This window comes from Arthrobacter ipis (assembly GCF_014694315.1).
Taxonomy (GTDB): Bacteria; Actinomycetota; Actinomycetes; order Actinomycetales; family Micrococcaceae; genus Arthrobacter; species Arthrobacter ipis.
This window is the reverse complement of record NZ_JAAOXD010000007.1, coordinates 194,495-217,313: the sequence shown is the minus strand read 5'-3', so window position 1 is coordinate 217,313 and position 22,819 is coordinate 194,495. Positions and strand designations below refer to the sequence as shown.

23 protein-coding genes are annotated in these 22,819 nt (G+C 65.7%); 13 read left to right on the top strand and 10 right to left on the bottom strand.

Going from position 1 to position 22,819, the window contains the following annotated elements; translation table 11 throughout:
• The 4 genes from G9E11_RS20795 to G9E11_RS15985 form a co-directional block, all read right to left on the bottom strand.
• The coding region (locus G9E11_RS20795) for a DUF222 domain-containing protein (protein WP_194718276.1) at positions 1–1,771 on the bottom strand (1,771 nt) is incomplete at its 3' end.
• Between the two features lie 313 nt (positions 1,772–2,084).
• A complete protein-coding gene (locus tag G9E11_RS15995; RefSeq protein WP_190607493.1) occupies positions 2,085–2,504 on the bottom strand; it encodes a hypothetical protein in 420 nt (139 codons plus the stop codon).
• Positions 2,505–2,617: 113 nt separating this feature from the next.
• Positions 2,618–2,881, bottom strand: coding sequence for a GlsB/YeaQ/YmgE family stress response membrane protein (locus G9E11_RS15990; protein WP_190607491.1), 264 nt, complete (start codon positions 2,879–2,881; stop codon positions 2,618–2,620).
• A 147-nt stretch (positions 2,882–3,028) separates the two neighbouring features.
• Positions 3,029–3,859 carry an aldo/keto reductase gene (locus G9E11_RS15985; protein ID WP_190607489.1) on the bottom strand — a complete coding sequence of 277 codons (831 nt, stop codon included), beginning with the start codon at positions 3,857–3,859 and terminating at the stop codon, positions 3,029–3,031.
• 138 nt (positions 3,860–3,997) lie between these two features.
• Here G9E11_RS15985 and G9E11_RS15980 point away from each other — a divergent pair, with 138 nt between their 5' ends.
• Together G9E11_RS15980 and G9E11_RS15975 are read left to right on the top strand one after the other, a co-directional pair.
• Complete coding sequence (locus tag G9E11_RS15980) at positions 3,998–4,750, top strand: CDP-alcohol phosphatidyltransferase family protein (protein ID WP_190607487.1); 753 nt, start codon at positions 3,998–4,000, stop codon at positions 4,748–4,750.
• 137 nt (positions 4,751–4,887) lie between these two features.
• Positions 4,888–5,115: a hypothetical protein gene (locus tag G9E11_RS15975; protein ID WP_190607484.1), complete on the top strand. Its 228-nt coding sequence runs from the start codon at positions 4,888–4,890 to the stop codon at positions 5,113–5,115.
• A gap of 75 nt (positions 5,116–5,190) precedes the next feature.
• On the opposite strand, the gene G9E11_RS15970 is transcribed toward G9E11_RS15975, so the two are convergent.
• The 3 genes from G9E11_RS15970 to G9E11_RS15960 are packed head-to-tail and all read right to left on the bottom strand — an operon-like array spanning position 5,191 to position 8,045.
• Positions 5,191–6,216 (bottom strand): SDR family oxidoreductase, encoded by a 1,026-nt coding sequence (locus G9E11_RS15970; RefSeq protein WP_190608352.1) that lies wholly within the window; start codon positions 6,214–6,216, stop codon positions 5,191–5,193.
• Positions 6,217–6,233: 17 nt separating this feature from the next.
• Positions 6,234–7,205 carry an aldo/keto reductase gene (locus G9E11_RS15965; protein ID WP_190607482.1) on the bottom strand — a complete coding sequence of 324 codons (972 nt, stop codon included), beginning with the start codon at positions 7,203–7,205 and terminating at the stop codon, positions 6,234–6,236.
• 18 nt (positions 7,206–7,223) lie between these two features.
• On the bottom strand, positions 7,224–8,045 hold the full coding sequence (locus G9E11_RS15960; RefSeq protein ID WP_311764408.1) for an aldo/keto reductase: 822 nt from the start codon (positions 8,043–8,045) through the stop codon (positions 7,224–7,226).
• A gap of 210 nt (positions 8,046–8,255) precedes the next feature.
• Between G9E11_RS15960 and G9E11_RS15955 the strand changes: the two genes are divergently transcribed.
• On the top strand, positions 8,256–9,209 hold the full coding sequence (locus tag G9E11_RS15955) for a helix-turn-helix transcriptional regulator (protein ID WP_414635201.1): 954 nt from the start codon (positions 8,256–8,258) through the stop codon (positions 9,207–9,209).
• Between the two features lie 451 nt (positions 9,210–9,660).
• Here the strand turns inward: G9E11_RS15955 and G9E11_RS15950 are convergent, their stop codons facing one another.
• Entirely contained in the window at positions 9,661–9,873 is a 213-nt protein-coding gene (locus G9E11_RS15950; RefSeq protein ID WP_111903282.1) for a dodecin, read from the bottom strand.
• 75 nt (positions 9,874–9,948) lie between these two features.
• Positions 9,949–10,650, bottom strand: a complete 702-nt coding sequence (locus G9E11_RS15945; protein ID WP_190607476.1) for a FadR/GntR family transcriptional regulator — start codon at positions 10,648–10,650, stop codon at positions 9,949–9,951.
• Positions 10,651–10,807: 157 nt separating this feature from the next.
• Between G9E11_RS15945 and G9E11_RS15940 the strand changes: the two genes are divergently transcribed.
• The 6 genes from G9E11_RS15940 to G9E11_RS15915 all read left to right on the top strand — a co-directional run bounded on the left by G9E11_RS15940 (position 10,808) and on the right by G9E11_RS15915 (position 16,442).
• Entirely contained in the window at positions 10,808–12,283 is a 1,476-nt protein-coding gene (locus tag G9E11_RS15940) for a four-carbon acid sugar kinase family protein (protein WP_190607474.1), read from the top strand.
• A gap of 85 nt (positions 12,284–12,368) precedes the next feature.
• Positions 12,369–13,277: an NAD(P)-dependent oxidoreductase gene (locus G9E11_RS15935; RefSeq protein ID WP_190607472.1), complete on the top strand. Its 909-nt coding sequence runs from the start codon at positions 12,369–12,371 to the stop codon at positions 13,275–13,277.
• Positions 13,277–14,146: a class II fructose-bisphosphate aldolase gene (locus tag G9E11_RS15930; protein WP_190607470.1), complete on the top strand. Its 870-nt coding sequence runs from the start codon at positions 13,277–13,279 to the stop codon at positions 14,144–14,146. Before G9E11_RS15935 ends, G9E11_RS15930 begins: the two co-directional genes overlap by 1 nt.
• Positions 14,147–14,287: 141 nt before the next feature.
• A complete protein-coding gene (locus G9E11_RS15925) occupies positions 14,288–15,601 on the top strand; it encodes an acyltransferase family protein (protein WP_194718275.1) in 1,314 nt (437 codons plus the stop codon).
• Positions 15,598–15,951 (top strand): GNAT family N-acetyltransferase, encoded by a 354-nt coding sequence (locus G9E11_RS15920; RefSeq protein ID WP_190607468.1) that lies wholly within the window; start codon positions 15,598–15,600, stop codon positions 15,949–15,951. Before G9E11_RS15925 ends, G9E11_RS15920 begins: the two co-directional genes overlap by 4 nt.
• Positions 15,952–16,130: 179 nt before the next feature.
• On the top strand, positions 16,131–16,442 hold the full coding sequence (locus G9E11_RS15915; protein ID WP_190607466.1) for a hypothetical protein: 312 nt from the start codon (positions 16,131–16,133) through the stop codon (positions 16,440–16,442).
• A 38-nt stretch (positions 16,443–16,480) separates the two neighbouring features.
• Here G9E11_RS15915 and G9E11_RS15910 read toward each other — a convergent pair whose 3' ends face one another.
• Complete coding sequence (locus tag G9E11_RS15910; RefSeq protein WP_190607463.1) at positions 16,481–16,744, bottom strand: hypothetical protein; 264 nt, start codon at positions 16,742–16,744, stop codon at positions 16,481–16,483.
• A gap of 551 nt (positions 16,745–17,295) precedes the next feature.
• Here G9E11_RS15910 and G9E11_RS15905 point away from each other — a divergent pair.
• From G9E11_RS15905 to G9E11_RS15890, 4 genes are read left to right on the top strand one after another with little or no spacing between them, the layout of a single operon-like run.
• Positions 17,296–18,978: a pyridoxal phosphate-dependent decarboxylase family protein gene (locus G9E11_RS15905; RefSeq protein ID WP_246468989.1), complete on the top strand. Its 1,683-nt coding sequence runs from the start codon at positions 17,296–17,298 to the stop codon at positions 18,976–18,978.
• Positions 18,975–20,360, top strand: a complete 1,386-nt coding sequence (locus G9E11_RS15900; protein WP_190607461.1) for a lysine N(6)-hydroxylase/L-ornithine N(5)-oxygenase family protein — start codon at positions 18,975–18,977, stop codon at positions 20,358–20,360. The genes G9E11_RS15905 and G9E11_RS15900 overlap by 4 nt, the downstream gene beginning before the upstream one ends.
• Positions 20,357–20,920 (top strand): GNAT family N-acetyltransferase, encoded by a 564-nt coding sequence (locus G9E11_RS15895; protein ID WP_190607459.1) that lies wholly within the window; start codon positions 20,357–20,359, stop codon positions 20,918–20,920. The genes G9E11_RS15900 and G9E11_RS15895 overlap by 4 nt, the downstream gene beginning before the upstream one ends.
• Complete coding sequence (locus G9E11_RS15890) at positions 20,917–22,764, top strand: IucA/IucC family protein (protein WP_311764389.1); 1,848 nt, start codon at positions 20,917–20,919, stop codon at positions 22,762–22,764. Before G9E11_RS15895 ends, G9E11_RS15890 begins: the two co-directional genes overlap by 4 nt.
• Positions 22,765–22,819: the final 55 nt, after the last annotated feature.

Below are 22,819 nucleotides of genomic sequence, written 5' to 3'. Positions count from 1 at the left end.
TTGTCAGTGCCGGACAAGTTGATGCCGGGGAGCGTGGTGACGGGCCGGTTGCCCGTCTGCGTGTCGGGTTCGCTGGTCTGCCGGGGGTCCGTGCCGGTGTCTTCCTGTCCGGGTTCGCTGGCATGCGGCGTCTGCGGGTCGGTTGGCCGGGGGCTGTCTGTTGGGCGGGGGCCGGGGTGGTTTCTGTTGTAGCGGGGGCCTTGGGCGGCTGCGGTCTCGATGCTGTTGAGGAGGTCCCGGTAGCCGACGGTGACCATGACTTGGGGGCGGAGTCCTCCGGTGGTGGGGTGCCGGCGGCGAGGGCTGCCTTGGACGCGCCGACGAGGCCGTCGAGGCGTTGTTGGGCGAGGGTGCGGCGGTCCAGGTCCGGTTCCGGGGCGGCGTTGAACGCGGCGTCCAGGTCGACAGCGGCGCTGGCACTGTCAGCGCGACCGTCGCCGCAGCCGCCGCCACTGTCGGGGCCGCTGCCTTCGGCGCCTGTGCCAGCCATGCCGTCACCGTCGCTGCCACTGTCGCCATCGCTGCTGTCACTCCCGCAGTTGGTGGTGTCCGGGGTGGTGGTGCGGGGGTTGGTGGCGGTGTTCATGACGGTGGTGAGGACTTCGTATTGGTCGGTGGTGGCGCGGATTTCGAGGTGGTGGAGGCCGCCTCGTTTGTGGTGGAGGAAGACGCCTTGGCGGTGGCGGAGGTTTTCTTCGGACGGTTCGGTGTCGTCCTGGTCGAGGGCGTCGATCCAGCGGTGGGCGATGCGGGTGAGGAAGTCGTGGTCGTTCTCGATCGCGGTCAGGGTGAGGTTGTGTTCCATTTCGGCGATCAGGCCGGGGTCGGGGATGTGGCGGACTTTGTCCAGGGCCGTGGTGATGATGGTTCCGGCGCGGGAGGAGATGGTCCCGGCGGTGAGGGCTGCGGCGGTTTCTTCGCGTTCCGGTGGCATGGGCCGGCCGCCGAGTCCGGTGCGGGGGAGGGTGGCGTTAGCGAGGGCGAGGCGGCGTCGGGCTTCGGGGGTGCTGATCCGGAGCCGGTTGCGGAGGAACTCGGCGGTGTTGTGGGCCCCGTCATCGGCCGGGGACCAGGCCACCGCAGAGGCTGGGGTAGGGGCAGAGGCAGCAGGCACCGGGTTTGCAGCCGGGGCGTCGTCGGCGGCGGTTGTGGTGCTGTCGGAGGTGGCGGCAGCACCGGCAACGAAGAAGCCAGAGGCTCCAGCCGTGGCGGCAGCAGCCCCGGAGGGGTGGGCGTCAGGAGCCGAGACAGGTTCGGGTTCGGTGCCCCAGCCTGTGGTCCAGCCGGCCGCGCGGCTGGCGGCCTCAGCGGCGTTGATGGCCTCGGTTCGCGTCCGGTCCACCGCGTCTGCGGCCTGGAGCTGGAGGTATTCGACGCGGCGGGAGAGTTCCTCGGTCAGTTCGGCGAAATCGGCGGCCTCAAGGAAGCTGCCCGCCGCCAGCTCCTCCGGCGCCGAGCTGGTGGCGGAGTCCAGCAGCGCCAGCGCCGCCTTCAGATTGGATGTTGCCAGCGGTGGGGACGTCAGCTCAGTAGTTGCCGCGGCAACTGGCTCCGAACCGTTCGTCCCTGGGCCCGGAGTGGGAAAGCCGGAATCTGCGGCAGCACCGCCGTCGGACGCGTCCTTAAGAACGCCGGTTACAGGTGAGTCAGAACGGGAACCGGCAGCGGGAGCGCTGCGAAGCACCGGGCCGCGCATCAGAGCAGCGGCGTTGAAGCCGGAGACGTCAGTCCCGGCCGAGATGTCCGCTCGATTTTCCCCAATGGCTTCCATAGGAAAACTATCTCGCCGGGGTCTGACATTTTTGGATGTGACCGGGGACCTGCGCTACCGAGTGGGCGGCAGCACCGCCGTCGGACGATGATGTGTCCGCAACGGCGGTGCCGGACGCGGCAGAAGCCGGTCGCCCGGAAGCGGGGACGCTACGCAGCAGGGCAGCACGCAGGCCGGGCACTGCTGCCCGGCCTGGCATACCGTCCGCGCCTTCCCCAATGGCTTCCATAGGAAAACAGTGTCAGAGGGCTGTGACATTTTAAGTTCTTACCCACACCGCCCGGGATGCAGGCTCAAGCGGCCAACCCTGAAGCTACCGCTTGTTCGGATCTATGTTGAGTGCCGGATCGGATTCAACATCGGAGGTCCCAAGGTTTACCGTTTCCGGATGCGTGCTGTGGGCGGGCACGTGCCCGCTGTCCGACGATGTGCCCGTTGCAGACTCAGTGCCGGCAGAAGCGGTGCCGGCGTCACCCGACTTGGGTGCATCGCGGTGCATAGCCGAGCCCAGCACGGTTCCTGCCCGGCGCGCAGCTTCCGCTAGCTGGTCAGTGACCTCAGGGGCCTTTTCCTTGACGGCTTCGGTTGCTGCCGTGACCTTGTCCTGGACCGGCTTGCTGTCCCAGATGCCTGCAGCGCGTGCTTTGAGCTTGTCGTACGCTGCCCGGCCGGACCTGGATCCGAGCACATAACCTGCAGCGATTCCTGCGCCGAAGAGAAGTTTGGATTTCATGATGATCTCCTGCTCTTGAGGGGGATCTGTACGATTTGGTGCGGCCCGATAGGGCCTGGGGTAGGAAACCGGCCCCGGGAGGTTTCCCGGAGCCGGTTCCGGCACTGCCCGCTCTAGCGGGCCGAGCGCTTGGTAATCATGCCGTAAACCAGCAGCACGATAAGTGCGCCTCCGATCGCCAGCAGCCAGGTGGACAGCGAGAAGAACTCGTTGATACCGACCTTAAAGAGTGCGCTGCCGATGAAGCCGCCGAGAATTGCGCCCACCACACCAAGCAGAAGCGTGATGAAAATGCCGCCGCCCTGCCGCCCGGGGAGGATGGCCTTAGCAATGGCTCCAGCAATGAGGCCAAGAATCAGAAATGCGAAAAAACCCATCTTTTATCGTTCCTTCTTCATCTAGAGGAGTTACCCGGATTGCCGGGTACGCTTCGTCCTTCTGCTCAATACTAAACATGCTTACTATTTATTTGCCAGTCGATATCCGGTGGCGGGCTCCCGGCAGCGCACGCCGGGGGCTGGGTGCTAGTGGCCCTGGACGTCGGAATTTACCCCCGCCTCGGGGCCTTCATCGAGGGTGCTAATGGCAGTCAGGTCCTCCTCATCCAGGGCGAAGTCGAAGACGTCAATGTTCTCCTTCATCCGCTGGGGATCGGAGGACTTGGGGATGGCCACCAAGCCCTGCTGTACGTGCCAGCGCAACACCACCTGGCTCACCGTTTTGCCGTGTTTGCCGGCGATTCGTGTCAGGACTGGCGCGGACAGCAACCCCGACCCCGCACCGAGCGGGCTGTACGATTCTGTAACGATCCCGTGCCGCTCGTTGTAGGCGCAGTCCGCGGAGCGGTTCACCGAGGGGTTGAGCTGTATCTGGTTGACGGCCGGCACCACCTCGGTCTCCCACATGAGCTGTTCAAGGTGAGCCGGCTTGAAGTTCGATACTCCGATCGACCGGACTTTCCCCTCGCCCTGCAGCCGCTCAAAGGTCTTCCAAGTGGAGATGAATTCTCCGCGGCGGGGGAGCGGCCAATGGATCAGTAGCAGGTCCACATAGTCCAGGTTGAACCGCTTCAGCGAGCCCTCAAGGCCTGCGACAGCCAGATCCCCTCCCTGGAATTCGCCGTCCAGCTTGGTGGTGATGAAAAACTCCGTCCGGTCCAGACCGCTATCACGGATCCCGGATCCGACGCCGGCCTCGTTCCCGTAGCGGACGGCGGTATCGATATGCCGGTACCCGGCTTCCGCAGCCCGTACGACGGCGTCACTGACCTCCCGGTCGTTCAGCGGCCAGGTGCCGAGACCGATCTGCGGTATCCGGTTGCCGTCATTCAGCTCGATGACTGGTGCTTGTGCCATGCGGAAGAGTCTTTCCTATCGGGGGCAGTTTGCCCAGACCCCGTTTGCTGCCTTGAGTGTCCATTCTTGCTATCTTCCGAGGTCAGGCCGGGGCACTCTTGGACCTCCCGGTTGTTACGATGAGCGCAAGGGAGGCATATGCAGATCTTGCTCGCTAGGCGTGCCGTGGTGGACGTAGCCGTTGCCATGGCTGTTTTCCTTGTGTCCGGCAGCTGGATCCTCGCCGTCGCAGGTGCTCAAGCAACCTACTTCCTTGCCGCCATGGGCGCCGGACTGGCGGTGGTGGGAAATGCCGCGACCTCTGTCCTAAGCCGCAAGCCCCGGCTGACGACAGCCGCGGACCGCGTTACCCTGATTCGCGCTGTGTTGGTTTCGTGTTGCGCGGCGATGGCGGTTCCAGCGTCGTTTGGCGGAACCGGAACCGGGCCCGGCGTGCCGGTGGTGGTGCTGGGTGCGGCGGCCTTCCTTCTTGACGCGGTGGACGGGGCCGTTGCGCGGCGGTTTGCCTGCGAGAGCCCGGCGGGAGGCCGGCTGGATGTCCAGACCGATGCGGCGCTTGTCCTCGTACTGTCGTGCGCGGCTGTACCCATCGTCGGTCCCTGGGTCCTGGCCATCGGACTCATGTGGTACGCCTTCGTAGCAGCCGGATGGTTCCGGCCTGAACTGAAACGAACTTTGCCTGTTAAGCGGTTGCGCAAGGTTATTGGTGCGTACCAGCCCTGCGCCTTGCTGCTGGCGCTTACGCCGGGGGTGCCCGGTGGAATCAGCACCGTTGCCGTTGTCCTGGCGCTTGTTGCGCTACTGGCTTCGTTCGGCCGGGACGTCGTGGAACTGGAGCAAGGCCACCGGAATTGGACCGGCCGGCACTCGAGCACCGAACTGGTGAACTGATGGCCTCGGCTCAACTGGCTCTTCCGCCACTTCTCGCTGGCCTTGGTGCTCTGGACTAACCACGGCCCCGCTGGTAATCCTTGGAGTGGCCCGGCAAAAGAAAATCCTGGCCCTTCCAACAGCTAAGGATCCAGACCATGAGCGAAACGCCCGCCAACGCGGAGCGGAACCCGGCTGACCAGAACGAGGACCAAGACCAGCCCAGGGACGCTTCGCCCGAGGGCTTCCCCTTCGACCCCAGCCAGGACCCGCCCCAGGAAGAACCTGCAGTTCCTCACCAGGACAACCCCGGACCGCCGACCGGCCCGGACGGCGAACCTGATGAGCCGGCGCTGGAGGATCCCCAGCGGCCCCCGGCCCGATGAGAAACGCCCGGTAGAAACCGCACGGCAGGAAGCCCTCATGCTGCCGCCGGAATGGCTGCTCCAGGGTTGGCGATGCTAGAAGGGCCGCCGGACCCACTTGATGAGATTCTCGCTCATATCCATGAATCCGTGGTCAACCACCTGGAGCTTCGGCTGAGAGTCGTGCCATTGCACCACCTCGCGCGCACCGGAAGAAAACGGCACGGTTGCCGCAAAAGTGGGCACCAGTGTCTTGATCTTGGAATTGTCGAACAATACGGAGTGTGACCGGTCGCCGAGCAGCCAGGGGCCGCGGACGGGATCAAGGGCGGCGATGGTTTCCGAGGCAACGTGAACCAATTCCGGCTCGGCAACCCCTGCCGCCTGGGCGAATTGACGGTAAATCGCGTCCCATGTCAGGAACTCGTCCGAGGTGATGGTGTAGCTTTCACCCACTGCTTGGTAGCGGCCCAGTAACCCCACGAAAGCCTTGGCGAAGTCGCGGCTATGAGTGACAGTCCACAGCGACGCCCCGTCGCCGTGCACCACAACGGGCAAACCCGCCCGCATCCGGTGGATGTCCGTCCATCCTCCCAGCAGCGCGATCTTGGTCCGGTCGTACGTGTGTGATGGGCGCACCACCGTGACCGGGAAGCCCTCCTCCCGGTACGCGTGCAGCAGGAGATCCTCACACGCGATTTTGTCCCGTGAATACTGCCAGTGGGGATTCCGCAGCGGAGTTGATTCCAGGATGGGGAGCCGGGATGGCGGCTTTTGGTAGGCCGAGGCCGAGCTGACGAACACGAACTGTCCGGTGCGGCCGCGGAACTGCTCCACTGCGGCGTTGGCGTGCTCTGGAGTGAACGAGATGAAGTCTGCGACGGCGTCGAATTCACGTGTACCCAGAGTGCTGCGGACGGCTGCGGGATCGCGAATGTCCGCCTGTAGGAGCTCCGTGCCGGCGGGCGCCGGACGGTCGACCGATTGTCCCCTATTTAGGACGGTTACCCGGTGCCCAAGCTCCACCGCGTGCGCGACTGTCGCGGCGCTGATCACGCCGGTTCCGCCGATGAAAAGAAGGTCCAGCGCCGCAGCGCCCCGGGAGCGTTCCTGAGCCGACATGAGGTCTTCCGCGCCGGTCACCAGGCATAATCCTCGGGGGCGGTGCGGTGCCCTGGGAAGATGGCATCTAGCCGCTTGAGGGCATCCTCGTTCAGCGGCACGTCCACGGCCCGGATGGCGGCGTCGAGCTGTTCCTGGGTACGGGGGCCGACGATGGGGGCGGTCACGGCGGGCTGGTGAAGCAGCCACGCGAGAGCTACGTCTCCGGGCTCATGGCCCAGTTCCTCGGCGAAGTCCTCATACTCCCGGACCTGGCCGTGGTGTTTCTTCAGAGTTTCTGCCGCCCGCCCCTCAAGGCGCCGGACGCCGTCGCGCTCTTTTTTGAGCACCCCGCCAAGGAGCCCGCCGTGCAGCGGAGACCACGGGATGATCCCCAGCCCGTACTGCTGGGCGGCGGGAAGGACCTCCAGTTCCACGTTCCGGGTCAGCAGGTTGTAGATGGACTGCTCGCTTACCAGTCCGGTGTAGTTGCGGCGGGCGGCGGCTTCCTGTGCCTGCGCGATGTGCCAGCCGGCGAAGTTGCTGCTGCCCGAGTAGAGGATCTTGCCCTGCTGGACGGCCACTTCGATGGCCTGCCAGATTTCGTCCCACGGCGTGTTCCGGTCCACGTGGTGGAACTGGTAGAGGTCGATGTAGTCGGTTTGCAGCCGCTTGAGGCTCGCATCCAGGGCGCGCCGGATGTTCAGGGCCGAAAGCTTGGACTCGTTGGGGCGGTCCGTCATGGCGCCGTAAAGCTTGGTGGCCAGCACGGTGCGCTCTCGGCGCTCGCCTCCTTTGGCGAACCAGCGGCCGATGATCTCCTCGGTCCAGCCGCGGTGTTCGGTTCCGCCGTAGACATTCGCGGTGTCAAAGAAATTGATCCCGGCGCCGAGGGCGGAGTCCATGATCGTGTGAGCGGCGGATTCCTCGGTTTGCGGGCCGAAGTTCATGGTGCCGAGGCAAAGCCGGGAAACCTTCAGGCCCGAACGGCCCAGATGTGTGTACTGCATGGTTGGTTGTCCTTTGGCTTAGAGCTGGGAAAAGGCGGCGACGGCGGGATCTGCGCCGATGCGGGACCCGGCCTCCAGTGCGTTGATGGACTCCACTTCAGCGGCGTCAAGTTGGATCGCCGCAGCCGCGAGATTTTCCCGCATACGGGTGGAGTCCGCGGACTTGGGTATGACGATATTGCCGGAGGCCAGGTGCCAGGCCAGGACAATCTGCGCGGGTGTAACCCCGCGTTCCCTGGCAAGACTGGTGACGGCCGGTGCGTCCAGGTCCGCGCCCTGCCCCAGCGGGCTGTAGGCCTCTACTGCGATTCCGTGGGAGCGGCTTTTGGCGGCAAGGGGGGCCTGCTGGAATGTGGGGTGGAGTTCGAACTGGTTCACCGCCGGCACCACCTCTGCGTCCGCGAGAACGGTTTCCAGGTGCTGCTCCAAAAAGTTTGAGACTCCGACTGCACGGGCCTGGCCGGCCGCGTAGATTTTTTCCAGTTCCTTCCAGGCCTCACCATAGAGTCCCTGCGACGGCACCGGCCAGTGAATCAGGTAAAGGTCAACGAAATCCAGCCCCAGGGCATTGCGGCTGTTCTGGAATGCCTCGTGCGCGTTGCCCTGCTCACCGTTGCGGAGCTTCGTGGTGATGAAGAGTTCCTCGCGCGGGATGCCCGAGGCGGCGATGGCCGCGCCCACCCCGGCCTCGTTCCGGTAGGCCGCTGCGGTGTCAATGTGGCGGTATCCGGCTTCAAGGGCATCCTCGACGATCCGCTGCGTCTCCTCTGGCGGCACCTGGAACACGCCAAATCCCAATTGCGGGATGGAGACGCCGTTGTTGAGCGCGAGTAGCGGGATCTCCAAGTCCTGCGGCACGGAACGCTGCCGGGACGTTTGAGCGCTGGATTCCGGGGTCTGCGACATCTGATTCTCCTTGTTGCATTTGGGTGGCTGGTTACGAGCCTATGCATCCGGAGCCCCCGAGTCAGCAGCTGTGGCTGTCCCTGTTTTTCCTAGGTTTGCCAGTCCTACCATCGTTGTAGAAAACCAGGTCCCGAAGGCGTCAGAATGGAGTCCATGGGTCAGAGCGCCGAATTCGGCAAATTCCTCAAGGCAATGCGGTCGCGGCTGAAACCGGAAGTGGCCGGCATCACTGACGGCGCCGGGGCAAGGCGCGTCCCGGGGCTGCGGCGGGAGGAGATCGCCCGGCTGGCCGGTGTCAGCACGGACTACTACACCAGGCTGGAGCAGGGCCGGAACATCCACCCGTCGCGGGCTGTGCTGGATTCGGTGGGGCGGGCCCTCAGGCTCGACGCCGGAGAGCAGGCCCACATGATGGACCTCCTGGAACACTGCGCAGAATCGACGCGGTCGCCGCTGCCCGTCCAGGCGGTTCGGCCAGCGCTGCGCCAGCTGCTGGAAGCCGTGGGCGACGTGCCCGCGCTTGTCCTGGGGCGGCGCACGGACGTCCTGGCGGGTAACCGGATGGCCTTCCTGCTGTTTGCTGACTTTCCGGAGCTGCCGCAGGGGAAGCGGAACCTGACCCGCTGGCTCATCCTCGATCCGCGGGCCCGTGAGCTTTTCCGGGACTGGAAGTCAGTGGCGGCGGAGGCCGCGGGGGCGCTTCGGGTCGACGTGGGGCGCCATCCCAATGACGCTCAGGCAAACCAGCTGGTGGGAGAGCTGGCCGTGCACAGTGATCATTTCCGCCAATGGTGGGCGGGCCACCGCGTGGCCACCCGTTCGTCGGGCAGCGTGCGGCTCCATCATCCTGCGGTTGGCGATCTGGAACTGAACTTTGAAAATCTGGTCCTACCGGACGACGCCGACCAGATGCTTCGCATTTATTCGGCCAGGCCCGGCTCGCCGTCCGCGGACGCCCTGACCCTGCTGGGCAGTCTCGGCGCGGGCACCACGGCTAACAGCAGGGTTGGAAGCACGACGCCGGAGGAGGCTGCCGCTTTCGGCACGCCGGAGGCGGCGTCCAACGCTGACGTTAGGCCGAACCCCACCGGTCCCTGACCGGCTTCCCCGCCGGGCACGCTTCGCGGTCAGACCATCCGGGCCGGACGCCTGTGCTGATGCCCAGCTGGAGCTCAGGATTCTATCCATTCGCCCATTGGGCCGGTGTGGCGCGTTTCATAGCCTTGGGGGAGGAACTTCCACCAGCCCTCCGACCTAAGGATGACATTCAACGATGAAACGCATCGCACTGCTTCGGGAACGCCAGACACCCTCTGCTTCGACCGGAACCCACTGCCCGGCGTCGGGGATGTGGGCCCCTGCCGACTTGCCGGACGAGGCACACGCATTCTTTGAAGGACAGGTATTTCCCGCGTTCCAGGGGATTCCCACCGTGTGGCGCCGGAGAACTGTCGGCCAGGATTAAGCAAATAATGCGGCGCCGGCTGGACCCCAACCGGCGCCGCATTACTCGTTGCGCTAAGGCCCGGTCAGTCCGGGTATCGCTCGGTCAGTCCCGCTCCAGGCGGAACCCGAGCTTGAGGGTGACCTGCCAGTCCGCCACCTGGCCGTTCTCAAGGTGGCCGCGGACCTCCTTGACTTCGAACCAGTCCAGGTTGCGCAGCGTCTTCGCGGCGTCGGAAATGCCGTTGCGGACGGCCGCGTCGATGCCTTCGGTCGAGGTTCCGACAATTTCAGAAATGCTGTAGGTGTTATTAGACAACTTCGCTCCTCGTGATCGCCATCGATACCCGGCTGCGGGCCGTTCCTGCAGAGTATCGGACGCGGCGCCCGGGGACTAGGCTTCCAGCACGTAGCTTCTGAGGTCGCTAAGGGTCTGCTGCATGTGAGCGTCCATGGCACTGCGGGCCTGCTGGGGATCCCGGGCAGCCAGGGCCTCGTAGATGTTCTGGTGGTGCCCGATCGCATGCTCCTGGATATCCGGCACCTTCGAGGTTTCGGTCCGCCCCTTTTCGAGAACGCGGTGCAGCGGTTCAAAGAGGACGGCCACAAAGACGTTCTCAGACGCCTGCAGTATCTGGTCATGGAAAGCCAGATCGGCGGCAACAAAGCTCGCCACGTCATTGTTCTGGTGCGCCTTCCGCATGTCCGCCACGCAGTCCCGAAGGCCTTCAAGCTCGGCGTCGGTAATGCGCTGTGCCGCGAGCTCGCAGGCGCCCGTTTCCAGCATCCGGCGCAACTCGATCAGCTGGACCGCGGCGGCCGGGCCGTTCTGCCCCTCGGAGGTGGCCCGCAGTACTGCCTCGAGAGACGACCAGCGGTTCAAAGGGTTCACGAACGTGCCGCGGCCCCGTTCCACACTAAGGATGCGCTGCGCCTCGAGGGTCTTCATCGCCTCCCGGACTGTCATGCGGCTGACGTCGTGCCGTGCGCTGAGTTCCAGTTCTCCCGGCACGCTGCTGCCCGGCGGAAACTCGCCGGCGATGATGCGGTCAAGGAGTTCGTCGGCGACGACGCCCACCAATGATTTGCGTGCCATTTGTTCCGTTCAGCGTGTGGGGCCTCTACAGCCGGAGATGTCTGCACAAAGTGTACTTGCGCGCGTGCTGTGCGTTATGCCACACTAGCACCAAACAACAGATGTCTGACATCTGACAAGTTATCCGCAAGACAGTTTCGACACAACGGAGTGCACAGTGCCCCTCGAATCCGACGTTCTGGCCGCCTTTCCCGCCGAGCTCCAGATCCTTGCCCGGCAGGTGGCCGACGCTGTTGCGGCCACTGCTGCCACGTCCCCGCGCGTCCTTGTGGTGCTCGACGACGATCCCACCGGCACGCAGTCGGTGGCGGATCTCCCTGTGCTCACCCGCTGGGAAGTCGAGGACTTCCAGTGGGCCCTCCATCAGGGTAAGCCCGCCGTGTATGTGCTGACGAACACCCGCAGCCTCGACCCCGCAGAAGCGGCTGAACGCAATGAAGAGGTGGTGCGCAACGCCCTTGCCGCTGCCCGCGACGGCGAAGGAGAGGTAAAGCTCGGCTTCGTGAGCCGCAGCGACTCGACCCTCCGCGGACACTTCCCCTTGGAACCGGACGTCATTGCCGCGACGGTGGCGGCCGAAAGTGGCGAGTCAACGGACGGCGTCGTGATGGTTCCGGCATTTCCCGACGCCGGCCGCGTCACCATTGGCGGCGTGCACTATACGCGCGGCCCGGAGGCCGGCCAGCTGACGCCGGTTGCGGAGACTGAATTCGCCAAGGACGCCACCTTCGGCTTCGTTAATTCCGAGATGGCCAAGTACGTGGAGGAGAAGTCGCAGGGGCGGTTTGCCGCAGACTCCGTGATTGTGCTGGACCTGAACATCATCCGCGCCGGTTCCGCCACCGGCCAGGCTGAGGTGTCGGCCAAGGCAATCGCTGACGCGATCGAGCCGGCCGCGCAGTCCACGCCCATCGTGGTGGACATCGTCACGGAAAACGATATGCGCGCCCTGGCCCTGGGCCTGGAGGAGGCCGAGCGCCGCGGCAAGAAGCTGCTCTATCGTGTGGGCCCGCCGTTCATGCGCGCCCGGATCGGCCAGGACATCAGGCCTGAACTCAGCGGCGAGGAAGCGTACGCGGGGAACACGCCCTCCGAAGCCGGCGGCCTGATCGTCGTCGGCTCCCACGTGGGCGTTACCAGCCGGCAGCTCAAGGTGCTCACCGAGCGGCACAGCAGTGCGCGCATTGTGGAGATCGACGTCGAAAAGCTCCTGGGCGAGGGGGCAGACGCCTACCTGAACCAGACGGTGGAGTCCGTCGTGGAGTCGCTGCGCAGCGGCGACGTCATTGTCCACACGAGCCGCCTGCTCATCAAGACCGATGACCCGGCCGAAAGCCTGCGGATCGCGCGCACCGTGTCCGCCGCCGTCGTCGCCGTGGTGAACAGGACGCTGAAAACCTTTCCGCCGCGGTTCGTCATCGCCAAGGGCGGGATCACGTCCTCGGATGTGGCGGCGCACGGGCTGGAGATCCGGCATGCGATCGTCCGCGGGCCCATGCTGCCGGGCATCGTGAGCCTGTGGGAACCGGTCGACGGCCCGGCCAAGGGGATCCCGTACATCGTTTTTGCCGGCAACGTCGGCGATGACGAGTCGCTCGCCCAGGTCACCAGCAAGCTCAGCAACACCTTCTAGCAACCGCTGGTCGAGCTTGTAGAGACCGCGATTTCGACGAGCTCAATCACCGGTCCCCTATGCCACTCTCATTGGAGAACACACCATGACCTCGAATTACACAGTCACCGTCCTCGGACTCGGTGCCATGGGACTGCCCATGGCGACCCGCCTCGCCAGCCAGTTGACCGTCCACGGCTTCGACATTGCCGAACCGCGCCTGCGCCTCGCCGAGGAATCCGGTGTGAAGACCTTCGCTTCCGCCCGGGATGCCGCCCAGGACACTGACGCGCTGCTGCTCGCCGTGCGCAACAGCGAACAGCTCGACGACGTCCTGTTCGGCGGAAACGGCGTGGCCTCCGTGCTGAAGCCGGGCGCCGTCGTCATCCTGACCAGCACCGTGGGCACGGAGGCCATCCCGTCCACCGTCGCCCGCCTGGCCGAGTTCGGCGTCGGGCTCGTGGACGCCCCGCTGTCCGGCGGTCCGAAGCGTGCAGGCGAAGGTGACCTGCTGATCGTCGTCGGTGCCGAACCCGCAGCGCTGGAATCGGCGCGGCCGGTTCTGGAGCTGCTCGCATCCACCCTGACCGTCGTCGGCGACAAGCCCGGTGACGGGCAGGCGCTCAAGACCGTCAACCAGCTCCTGTGCGGCATCCACATCGCGGCGGCTGCCGAGGCAATGGCATTGGCCGATGCCCTGGGCCTGGACCAGGCTAAGACCCTGGCCGCCCTCGAGGCCGGCGCCGCGGGCTCCTTCATGCTGTCCAACCGAGGCCCGCGCATCCTGGAGGCCTACACCGAGGAAGGCGCCGAGGTGCTCAGCCGCCTGGACATCTTCGTTAAGGACATGGGCATCGTGGGCAAGGCCACGCGCAGTGCAGGCCTCGCCACCCCCGTTGCCGCCGCCGCCGAGCAGCTGTACCTGCTGGGACAGGCCCACGGGCTAGCCGGCGCCGACGACTCCGCCGTCATCAAGGTGGTTGCCCCCACCAAGCGCACCTTCGGGGAAGGCTGATGCGGGCGCAACTCGACGAGCTGGTGGTTTCAGCGCTTAAACAGGGGTCGGCTGTGCCGGCGTTCACCTGCTACGACTTCACCACGGCCCTGGCCGTGGTGAGCGCCGCGGAGGAAGCAAAGCGTGGCGTCATCCTGCTGGTGGCGCCGAAGACGGCCGGCACAGCCAACGGACTGAGGCTCATCTCTGCGCTCCGGGGCCTGGCGGACGCCGCGTCCGTGCCGGTTGCCGTGCAGCTCGACCACGCCTCAGACCTCGACGTCATCACTGCCGCCGTCGCGGCTGGGGCGGATTCCGTCCTGGCGGACGGTTCGGCGCTGCCGTACGAAGAGAACATCGCCTTGGTGAATGCAGTGCGGTTCGCGCTCGAGGCCCAAGGCCATGCCGGTGTGGTCCTGGAGGCCGAACTCGGCGGCCTGGCCGGCGACGAGGACAAGGCGTTCGGCACGGAGGGCGACGGGGCGGGCAACGAGGCTGCCGGGCTCACCGACTCCGCCCAGGTGGAGGACTTCGTGGCTCGGACAGGCGCGCAGCTGCTCGCCGTGGCCGTGGGCAACGTCCACGGAAAGTACAAGGGCGAGCCCCGGCTGCGCTGGGATGTCCTGCAGGACATTGCCGTGCGGACGCACATCCCGCTGGTGCTCCACGGCGCTTCCGGCATTCCGGCGGACGAACTGGCCAAGGCCCCTGCCATGAACGTGGGCAAGGTCAACTTCAACACCGAACTCCGCACCGGCGTCCTCGCCACGCTCGAGGAACAGGTTCCCGCGCACCGGGCCGACGGCGAGAACCTGCAGGGGCTGCTGGCCCGGTGGAACGCCGCCGCGAAAGACTTTGGCGCGAGCGCACTGGCGACCCTCAGCCGCTGACGGGATCTCGTCCACGTATCGCGACTTCGGGGGCCTTTAGCGGCCAATATGTGGACAAAAACTCCAGACCCCACATGAGGGGCAAGTTGGCGCACAATGGAAACTACAACGACGTAAGCGAGTTCCAGTGGTGGGGGCGCCATGAAGAATTCCACGGAGCCGGCGGCGGGGACGGACGTGGCCGGGCCCGCCCGGGACCTGGCCATCGATTTCGCGCGCTTAGTTTGCCTCGCCCTGGTGGTGGTGGGGCACTGCATGATGACCAGCCCGGTGCTGCACCCCGACGGCACTGTCACCACGGAAAACACCCTGGCCGAGCAGGACTGGTTCGAGCCGGTCATCTGGGTCTTCATGGTGATGCCGCTGTTCTTCGTGGCCGGAGGCATCACCGGGGCGCAGTCCTGGCTCCGCATGCAGGCGCGCGGCGGCAGCGGCTTTGAGTTCATCCAGTCCCGGCTGCTGCGCCTGGTCCGTCCGGCGGCAGCCCTGCTGGCGGTCATGTTCGTCGGCCTGTGGGGCGCGCTGCTGGCCGGTGTGGATCCGCAGGTGGTGCAGCTGCTGGCCAGCGGGGCCGGCATGCCGCTGTGGTTCCTCGCGGCCTATCTGGCGGCCCAGCTGAACATTCCGCTCCTGGTGGGGCTACACCGGCGTGCCCCCTGGCTGACTCTGCTGGGCCTGGTGGCGTGCGTGGTGACGGTTGACTGCTTCCGCGGGGCTTTCCCGGCGCTCGCTTACATCAACATGGTGTTCGTGTGGTGTGCCGCGCAGCAACTCGGGTTCTTTATGGCGGACGGCTGGCTGGACCGGTGGAGCGGGTCGCAGCTGGCAGGGCTGATCGCCGCGAGCAACCTGCTGATGCTCGTTCTGGTGGTGCTGGGCCTATACCGGGACAACATGCTGGTGAACCTGAATCCGCCCAACCTCAGCCTGTTCCTGCTGGGTATCTCGCAGGCGGCGGTGCTGCAGCTGTCCCGGCCGCTGCTGAATGCACTGGCCGAGGTGCGCTGGATCCGTGCGGTGATGGTCGTCGCCGGCCGGCATGCCATGACTGTCTACCTTTGGCACCTGCCGCTGCTGGCGGCCATGACCGGGCTGCTCCTGTTGACCGATTTCCCCAAACCCGCCTCGGGCAGCGCGGAATGGTGGTGGTCACGCCCGCTGGTTTTTGTAGGGGTGGTAATCCTCCTGCTGCCGGCGGTCCTCCTGTTCGGGCGGCTTGAGGAACGGCCGACGCCGGCCCTGCACTCACGCGGCCGGGCGCCGGGCGCTGTGGTGACCGCCGTCGTCGTCGTTTTTGTCCCGGTTGCTGACGCCGCCGTCAACGGCCTGACGCTGGGACTCCTGGGCGGCGGTGCCGCCTGCTTCGTCCTGGCCGTGCTGTTGCTGGGGCGCGTTCCCGCGCGCGGAATTCGACCATTGCCAGCACAGCCATTAAGTGCCAATGTCGAACCATGACCGAGAACACGACAGCCCCCGAGGACCAATTCACCCCGGACGTCACAACCTTCCGGAATGATGCCCTCCACCGCTACGAACTGCACGTGGGCGGGAAGCTGGCGGTGGAGGTCAGGTTCGAAGACAAGCCTGGGCATGTGGACTTCATCCACACCCAGACGTCCGAGCAGTTCCAGGGCCACGGTCTGGCCAAGGTGTTGATCCACTTTGCCCTCGACGACGTTGTGGCGGCGGGCAAGCGGATCATCCCGCACTGCCCGTTTACGGCCCGTTACCTGCGCAAACACGAGGTGTACACGCAGTGCATCGACTGGCCCGAGGCAGCCGCGCCCAAGCTTCTGGGCACCTGAAGAACCCACGCGGCAGGGTCACTACATGCTGTGAACAGCGGTACTTGTGACCGCGGGGACATTTCCGTACGATCGGGCGAGGGCTATGCAGTTGGCCTTCAGACTCTCTATTTTGGGGATCCCTTTGAACAACAACTGCGGGTGCCGGGATGGCTGACGCCCTGATGAACGAAGAAGCTATGCCTGAAGACGTAGCCGGCGGTCCCATGACGGACGAGGAACTGTGCCGTCTTCTGGACGGGTGCCTGAACGAGGCCGTGGACCCGGGTGCAGCCCTCGCATCGATGCCGGATGCCGCGTTGGCCCGGCTTGCGGACGGGCTGTACCGGCATTTGGACACGCCCAGCCCTGCTTTCGGTGCGCGCTTCTGGTACGTCCAGGTCACCGAGGAGCTCCGGCTGCGCCACCTTGGCTCGTACCAGCCGGCCGCCGTTGTTCCGGGCGCCGTCGCAGCGGCAGGCCCGGTGGCGAGCGAGGTCCCGGCCGGGTAGGTGCGGGTGCTCAACTGTCCGTTCGCGCTGGGTGGGGATTACGACGGCGGGGGCTGCTTTGCCCCGTTCCGTTGCCGATGCGTCCGTTGCCATTGCGCCGCGTGCCAGAAAAGCAGGCCAAGGGCTCCGACGAGCCCGGCGAAAAGGATCTGCGGCGCGAACGTGATCCACATGTAACTGACGGGCATGACCTGCGGCTCGGTACCTGAATTCAGTGATTCCTGCGCGAGCGTGAAGACTCCGAACGGCGACACCAGCAGGATCGCCACGAGAACCCACAAGGCGGCGATGAATGGGTTCACGGCGAGGCGGCTCCGCTGCCCGGAGTCCACCGCCTCGTAGGGTGCGAATCCTGGTTGCCCGGAAGCGGTTGGCTGCCCGGCGCCTTGGTATCCAGCGCCTGGTTGTCCCGGCCCAAAGCCCGGCTGCCCAAATTCCTGCCTGCCCTGGCCAGCTATTGAATGGCCGAGCCGGCCGTCAGCGGCGGGCCTCAAGCGCCCGTATCCGGTGGGATTCCCCTGCGGATCGACTTCGCGAAAATTTATCGGATCATGCTCACTGCCGGACATGTCCCCCTGCTTTCTGCTGCGGTCGACGCCTCGTGCCAGAAACTCTACTCCGCCTGTCCCGCACTGTCCCCGGTGGCACCGGCGCTGTCACGGGACGGGCATTATGTGCGGTTCGGCCTCGTCGGGAAAGTCAATGACCCCGGATATCCACGAAAGTCCCCGATCTGGGCAGGTCGCTTGAATTACATCACGGAAGTTTGACTAAAAGGCTCCTAAGTAAGGCTGTCCTTGCTTGGTCCCGTTGCTGGTGCCTGGTGCATATCCCGCCGAAAAAAGGATGAACTATGAAGCTGCTGCCCGACGTGGACGAGCCACGCGCGGACTTCGAGGCCGGTACCGGAATTGAGGCCCAAAACCCGTATGCCCGAGGCGCCGGCCTGGCTGCTTCCAGCCTCGACTTCGGGTCCGGCGTCGAACTCGCCCTCGCCGCCAGCAACCAGCTGTTCAATGCCCGGAATGCGCCGCGCTACGTGGCCCAGGTGCTGCAGGGCGTCAACGCTGTGGCCACCAAACTCGAGCGGACCTCGCAGCCGTTCACTGGCATCGGCCCGGCCGAGATGAAGCGCCGCGTGGACGCCGTGGACCTGGAGCGGCCGCTGCCGGATACCGCGGCTGCACTCGAGGAGCTGCAGCACACCTACCTGCGGGACGCCGTGTACTTCCATGATGCGAAGTACGCCGCGCACCTGAACTGCCCGGTGGTCATTCCCGCCCTCGTGGGCGAGGCGGTGCTCTCGGCCGTGAACTCGTCCATGGACACATGGGACCAGAGCGCGGGCGCCACCATGATCGAGCGCCGCCTCATCGACTGGACGGCAGAGCGGCTCGGTCTGGGGAATGAGGCCGACGGCGTGTTCACGTCCGGCGGCAGCCAGTCCAACCTGCAGGCACTGCTCATTGCCCGCAACCATGCGGTGGCCAGGCTGCGGCAGGATCCGGCGAACGAGGGGCTCCGTCTCCCGCTGCTGCTGGAGAAGCTGCGGATCTTCACGTCAGTGGACAGCCACTTCAGCATCCAGAAGTCCGCCTCCATGCTGGGACTGGGATTCGACGCCGTCGTATCCGTCGCCTGCGCGGCGGACCACCGGATGGATCCGGCCGCTTTGGCCAGCGCGCTGGCTACGGCCCACGACGACGGCCTGATTACCATGGCGGTTGTGGGTACGGCCGGGACCACTGACTTCGGCGCCGTGGATCCGCTGACCGACCTCGCCGCCCTGGCCGGAGCCTACGGCGCATGGTTCCACGTTGATGCTGCGTACGGCGGTGGGCTCATGGTCTCCAACCGCCACCGCCACCTCCTGGACGGCATCCGGCTGGCGGACTCCGTCACGGTGGATTTCCACAAGACCTTCTTCCAGCCGGTCAGTTCCAGCGCCCTGCTGGTCCGCGAGGGTGCAATGCTGCGCCACATCACCTACTACGCCGACTACCTCAACCCGGAAGCTGCCGCGCGCGCCGAGATCCCCAACCAGGTGGACAAAAGCATCCAGACCACGCGCCGGTTCGACGCCCTCAAGCTGTGGCTCACGCTCCGGATCATGGGCGCCGATGCCGTTGGCGCCCTGCTCGACGAGGCCATCGACCTGGCTGCCCGGGTGGGCTCGGTACTCGCTGACGACAATGACTTCGAGTTGGCGGCCGAACCCCAGCTGAGCACGCTGGTTTTCCGGTACCGTCCCGTCCTGGCAGACGGAACGCGGCTTTCGGAGGGCACGGCCGATGAGCTGAATCCGGCCATCCGCGCGGCCGTGTTCGCGTCCGGCCAGGCTGTCGTGGCGGGCACCACGGTTGCCGGACGGCACTACCTGAAATTCACGCTCCTCAACGCCGAGGCAGCGCTCGAGGACATCGGCGAGATCATCGGCCTGCTCCGAAGCACGGGCGAAAGCCTGCTGGACGCCGGAGTCTGGTCTGCCGGTCTTCCGGGTGCCGGCTCCGCCGCATGGACGGAGGCGCACGCATGAGCACGCCATCATTCAGCACCCCTGCATCGAGCACCTCAGGCAAAGGCCGCGTTTACGACTTCGCCGGGATCGGCGTCGGGCCTTTCAACCTGGGGCTCGCCGCGCTGAGCGAACCGATCGAAGGCCTGGACGGCGTGTTCCTCGAGCGCCGTGAATCCTTCGACTGGCATCCCGGCATGATGCTGGAGCCGGCCCATCTGCAGGTGCCGTTCATGGCGGATCTGGTGACTCTGGCGGATCCGACTTCACCGTACTCGTTCCTGAACTTCCTCAAGCAGACCGGGCGTCTCTACCGCTTCTACATCCGCGAAAACTTCTATCCCCTGCGGGCAGAGTACAACCAGTACTGCCAGTGGGTCGCGGGCCAGTTGGGGTCGGTCCGGTTTGGCGCGGACGTCACCGAGGTGACGTACGACGGCGGCGTGTACATACTTTCGGTGGACGGCCCGGCCGGTCCGGAGGTGCTTCGTGCGCGCCGACTGGTGCTCGGTACCGGAACATCGCCCTACATCCCGGACGCGTGCCGCGGGATCCTGCGGGCCGGGGGACCGGTCCTCCACAACGCGGACTACCTCGCGCGCAAGGGCGAACTCCAGCAGCAGCGCAGCATCACCATCGTCGGCAGCGGGCAGAGTGCGGCGGAGATCTACTACGAGCTGCTTCAGGACATCGATGCGCACGGGTACCAGCTCAACTGGGTCACCCGCTCGGGCAGGTTCTTCCCGCTGGAGTACACCAAACTCACCCTGGAGATGACCTCGCCGGAGTACGTCGACTATTTTCACGGACTCCCGCAGGACCGGCGCGACTTCCTGATCAGGAGCCAGAAGAACCTCTACAAGGGCATCAACTCCGAGCTCATCGATTCGATCTACGACCTCCTGTACACCAAGAGCCTCTCCGGCATGGTGGACACCCGGCTGCTCACGCATTCGACCGTGACGGGTGCCGGCTGGAACGCCTCCACCGGGTCCCACACCCTGGAGCTGTCCCACGGGGAGCAGGGCGCCGACTACTCGCTGGAGACGGAGGCGGTGGTCCTGGCCACTGGATACGCGTACTGCGAGCCGGCATTCCTGGCTGGCGTGCAGGATCGCATTGCCCGGGACGGCGACGGAAGGTTTGCCGTGCGGCGCAACTACGGCACCGGCGTCGAACCCGGCGAAATCTTCGTGCAGAACGCCGAACTTCACACCCACGGTTTCGTCACACCCGACCTCGGCATGGCCGCCTACCGGAACTCGTGCATCCTCCGGGAAATCGTGGGCCGCGAGGTCTATCCGGTGGAACGCAACATTGCCTTCCAGGAGTTCGGCGCGCCCTCGGAGGCGGACGAGGCGTCGCCAACCGGAGTAACTGCACAGGCGGAGGTGCCCGCATGAGCTTCACGTTCCGCTGCCTCGACGCGGCCGCCGACGCACCGCTCATCCACAGCTGGGTCACCCGCCCGTACGCCTCCTTCTGGGGGATGCTGAAGGCGACGGTCGAGGACGTCGTGGAGGAGTATTCCAAAATCCAATCCAGCGGACATCACCACGCGCTGCTGGGGATCGACGACGGCGTTCCCGCCTTCCTGATGGAGGAGTACCTGCCGGATTCATCGCCGCTCTCGGGCGTCTACGCCGTCCAGCCCGGCGACATCGGCATGCACCTGCTCGTGGCTCCGCCGCAGGGAACGCCGCGCAACGGGTTCACTGCCGGCGTCATGGAGTCCGTCCTGGACCGGCTCTTCCAACAGCCCGGCGTGGAGCGCGTGGTGGTGGAGCCCGACGCCCGCAACACCAAGATCCACGTCCTCAACGCGCGCCTGGGCTTTGAGCCCGCCGGCGAGGTGGCCCTTCCGGACAAGCAGGCCCTCCTGAGCTTCTGCACGCGCGAGTCGTTCCACTCCGCCCGTGCCGCCCGTTCTTCCACCCCGATCAACCAGGGAGCATCACTGTGACCACACTTGAACTTGAAACTGCCCTGGCGGCCGGAAATTCGGCAGCCCACCTCACACCCGAACGCTGGGCTGCTGCCAACAGGCACCTGGTCCGCAAGGCGCTCGCCGAGTTCTCGCACGAGCGGATCCTGGTTCCGGAGCCGGTCAGTGACAGTTCGGGGAACGGCGACGGCGGGTTCCGGGTCCGGAGCGATGATGGCACCGCTGAATACCGCTTCGCCGCCCGGATCCTGCACCTGGACCACTGGTCCGTCGACGCGGCTTCCATTACCTGCAGCCGCGACGGGCAGGACGCCCCACTGGATGCGCTGCGGTTCATCACCGAATTCTCCGGCACCCTCGGCATTCGCCAGGAGATGCTCCCGGTCTACCTTGAGGAGATCAGCAGCACGCTCTCCAGCCACGCGTTCAAGCTATGGGTGGGCCAGCCGTCGTCGGCCGAGCTGGCGGCCGGCGTGACCCGCGGAGCGGATGCAGCCATGGACTTCCAGACGATTGAACGCAGCATGACCGAGGGGCACCCGTGTTTTGTGGCCAACAACGGCCGGCTGGGCTTCGGAATCGGAGACTACCGTGCCTTCGCCCCGGAGGCAGGAGCCCCGGTGCAGCTGGAATGGCTCGCGGTGCACGGCAGCAAGGCTGACTTCACCTCCAGCGCAGGACTGGACTACGCCGCCCATCTTGAAGCCGAGTTGGGCACGGGCGCGCTGGCTTTCTTCGACGCCAAGCTCGGTGCCCTGGGCCTCGACCCGGCCGAGTACGTCCTGATGCCGGTGCATCCGTGGCAGTGGGAGAACAAGCTGACGGTCACGTTCGCGGCAGAGATCGCGCAACGGCACATCGTCCACCTCGGGATCGGGGCCGACAACTACCAGGCACAGCAGTCCATCCGCACGTTTTTCAATTCCACGGCGCCGGAGAAGACGTACGTGAAGACAGCCATGTCCGTCCTCAACATGGGGTTCATGCGCGGGCTGTCGCCGCAGTACATGAAGGCAACGCCCGCGATCAATGACTGGCTCCAAGACCTGATCGCCGGTGACGAGGCGCTCCAGGGCAGGGGGCTCGCCATGATCCGCGAAGTGGCGGCCATTGGCTATCACAACGGCTATTTCGAGGCAGCCGCTGCGAAGGAATCGCCTTACCGCAAGATGCTGTCCGCGCTGTGGCGGGAGAGCCCGCTGCCGCTGCTGAAGGACGGGCAGCAGCTGGCCACCATGGCCTCGCTCCTGCACGTGGACGCCGCGGGCAAACCCATGGTGTCCGCGCTGATCGAGCAGTCGGAGCTGGAGCCTGGCGCGTGGCTGCGGCAGTACTTCGAGGCGTACCTCGTGCCGCTGGTACATTGCCTGTACCGCTACGAGCTCGCGTTCATGCCCCACGGCGAGAACGTGATCCTGGTCCTCGAGAACGGCGTGCCAGTCCGCGCCGTCATGAAGGACATCGCCGAGGAGATTGTGGTGATGGGGGACAGGCTCGACCTGCCCGAAGCAGTGTCCCGGATCAAGGCGGACATTCCCGACGGCGACAAGGTTCTGTCCATCTTCACTGATGTGTTCGACTGCATCTTCCGTTTCCTTGCGGCCCTTCTGGAGCACGACGGCGTGCTCAGCGGCGAGGAGTTCTGGCGCACGGCGGCGGCCGCGGTTCGCGACTACCAGGGTGAACACCCGGAGCTGGCTGACCAGTTTGCCCGCCACGACCTGTTTGCCCCGGACTTCGAGCTGTCCTGCCTGAACCGGCTGCAGCTGCGCAACAACCAGCAGATGCTGGATCTGGCCGACCCGTCGGGGGGCCTGCAGAAGGCAGGCAGGCTCGCGAATCCGCTGGCCAAATTCGACTGAACTCCGCCGCCCGGCGGGGCTGATCTCAGCGGCGCGGCGGGGCTAGGCTGTTGGC

What these genes read in the sequence shown, in the direction of transcription:
- G9E11_RS15965 (WP_190607482.1), bottom strand. Translation starts at nt 7,205, where the DNA reads ATGCAGTACACACATCTGGGCCGTTCGGGCCTGAAGGTTTCCCGGCTT.
- G9E11_RS15900 (WP_190607461.1), top strand. Translation starts at nt 18,975, where the DNA reads ATGAGCACGCCATCATTCAGCACCCCTGCATCGAGCACCTCAGGCAAA.
- G9E11_RS15985 (WP_190607489.1), bottom strand. Translation starts at nt 3,859, where the DNA reads ATGGCACAAGCACCAGTCATCGAGCTGAATGACGGCAACCGGATACCG.
- G9E11_RS15905 (WP_246468989.1), top strand. Translation starts at nt 17,296, where the DNA reads ATGAAGCTGCTGCCCGACGTGGACGAGCCACGCGCGGACTTCGAGGCC.
- G9E11_RS15935 (WP_190607472.1), top strand. Translation starts at nt 12,369, where the DNA reads ATGACCTCGAATTACACAGTCACCGTCCTCGGACTCGGTGCCATGGGA.
- G9E11_RS15990 (WP_190607491.1), bottom strand. Translation starts at nt 2,881, where the DNA reads ATGGGTTTTTTCGCATTTCTGATTCTTGGCCTCATTGCTGGAGCCATT.
- G9E11_RS15915 (WP_190607466.1), top strand. Translation starts at nt 16,131, where the DNA reads ATGCCTGAAGACGTAGCCGGCGGTCCCATGACGGACGAGGAACTGTGC.
- G9E11_RS15925 (WP_194718275.1), top strand. Translation starts at nt 14,288, where the DNA reads ATGAAGAATTCCACGGAGCCGGCGGCGGGGACGGACGTGGCCGGGCCC.
- G9E11_RS15920 (WP_190607468.1), top strand. Translation starts at nt 15,598, where the DNA reads ATGACCGAGAACACGACAGCCCCCGAGGACCAATTCACCCCGGACGTC.
- G9E11_RS15970 (WP_190608352.1), bottom strand. Translation starts at nt 6,216, where the DNA reads ATGTCGGCTCAGGAACGCTCCCGGGGCGCTGCGGCGCTGGACCTTCTT.
- G9E11_RS15930 (WP_190607470.1), top strand. Translation starts at nt 13,277, where the DNA reads ATGCGGGCGCAACTCGACGAGCTGGTGGTTTCAGCGCTTAAACAGGGG.
- G9E11_RS15945 (WP_190607476.1), bottom strand. Translation starts at nt 10,650, where the DNA reads ATGGCACGCAAATCATTGGTGGGCGTCGTCGCCGACGAACTCCTTGAC.
- G9E11_RS15955 (WP_414635201.1), top strand. Translation starts at nt 8,256, where the DNA reads ATGGAGTCCATGGGTCAGAGCGCCGAATTCGGCAAATTCCTCAAGGCA.
- G9E11_RS15995 (WP_190607493.1), bottom strand. Translation starts at nt 2,504, where the DNA reads ATGAAATCCAAACTTCTCTTCGGCGCAGGAATCGCTGCAGGTTATGTG.
- G9E11_RS15975 (WP_190607484.1), top strand. Translation starts at nt 4,888, where the DNA reads ATGAGCGAAACGCCCGCCAACGCGGAGCGGAACCCGGCTGACCAGAAC.
- G9E11_RS15980 (WP_190607487.1), top strand. Translation starts at nt 3,998, where the DNA reads ATGCAGATCTTGCTCGCTAGGCGTGCCGTGGTGGACGTAGCCGTTGCC.
- G9E11_RS15895 (WP_190607459.1), top strand. Translation starts at nt 20,357, where the DNA reads ATGAGCTTCACGTTCCGCTGCCTCGACGCGGCCGCCGACGCACCGCTC.